1 protein-coding gene is annotated in these 1217 nt (G+C 66.0%); it reads left to right on the top strand.

Going from position 1 to position 1217, the window contains the following annotated elements:
• The first annotated feature begins 61 nt into the window (after window positions 1-61).
• Window positions 62-1203 (top strand): IS3 family transposase gene (locus ACQRAP_RS08655; RefSeq protein ID WP_417575370.1). Its coding sequence is split into 2 segments (ribosomal slippage): window positions 62-320 and window positions 320-1203, totalling 1143 coding nucleotides; the frame shifts between segments, so codons are not numbered across the junction.
• Window positions 1204-1217: the final 14 nt, after the last annotated feature.

The raw sequence follows: 1217 nt of genomic DNA, 5'->3' as shown, positions 1-1217 counted from the left end.
TGGATTGGCTACACTGATGTGGACAGTTCCGGGAGGGGCGCAGGAGACGGGAGGGCCGTATATGAGGGACCCCAGGCACCCGAGGCATTTCACCGACGAGTTCAAGAGGCAGATAGTCGACCTCTACAACGCCGGCAAGCCCAAGCGCGAGATCATGGACGAGTACGACCTCGGCAAGAGCACCGTGGAGAGGTGGATCAAGTCGATAAACGCGACCGGCTCGCCGCGCGCCGCGGACAACCGCACGCCCGAGCAGAACCGGATCCTGGAGCTCGAGCGCGAGAACCGCAGGCTCCGGATGGAGGTCGACGTCTTAAAACAAGCGGCGCTGATATACGCTCGAAAGTGAGGGCCATAGCGGCCAACGAGGGCCGCTACCCCATATCAGCGCAGTGCAGGCTCCTCGGCGTCGCGAGGTCGACGTACTACTCCATGCGCTCGCGGGCCGACCGGCCCGCCGCGCCGGACCCCGCCGCGCCGGCCGTGGTCGCGGCCCACGCCGCCAGCAAGGGCCGGTACGGCTCGCGCAAGATAAAGGCGTCGCTCGAGAGGTCGGGCGTCACCGTCAGCCGGCGCCGGGTCTGCCGCATCATGAGGGAGAACGGCCTGGTCAGCGCATACGGCAGGAAGAGGTTCAAGGTGCACCCCGGGGCGGTCAACGAGGCCGACGTGCCCAACGTCGTCGCGCGCGGCTTCGGCGGCAGGGCGCCGCGCACCCATATATGCAGCGACCTGACCTACGTGCGCGTCGGGGCCTCGTGGAACTACGTCTGCCTGCTCGTCGACCTCTACAACAGGGAGATCGTCGGCCACTCCGCCGGGCCCAGGAAGGACGCCCGGCTGGTCAAGTCGGCGTTCGCGACGCTCTCCTTCCCCATCTCGGACATCGAGGTCTTCCACACGGACCGCGGCAGCGAGTTCGACAACGCCGAGATCGACCTGATGCTCGAGGCCTTCGGCATTGAGAGGTCGCTGTCGGCCAAGGGCTGCCCCTACGACAACGCCGTCGACGAGTCGACCAACAGGATACTGAAGGCCGAGCTCGTCCACCGCGAGACGTTCGGCACGACGCGCGAGCTCCGGGCCAAGCTCTCGGACTACGTGCACTGGTACAACAACTTCAGGATCCACTCGACGCTGGGTTACATGTCTCCGGTCGAGTTCAGGGAGGCGGGGCTGTCCCTCCCGGAATCGTCCAAATAGGTGTTGCCAATCCA

The organism is Collinsella sp. SGI.180 (genome assembly GCF_050313455.1).
In the GTDB taxonomy this organism is placed as follows: domain Bacteria; phylum Actinomycetota; class Coriobacteriia; order Coriobacteriales; family Coriobacteriaceae; genus Collinsella.
The sequence above is the reverse complement of the archived record's forward strand: the minus strand, read 5'-3'. Positions and strand labels throughout refer to the sequence as shown.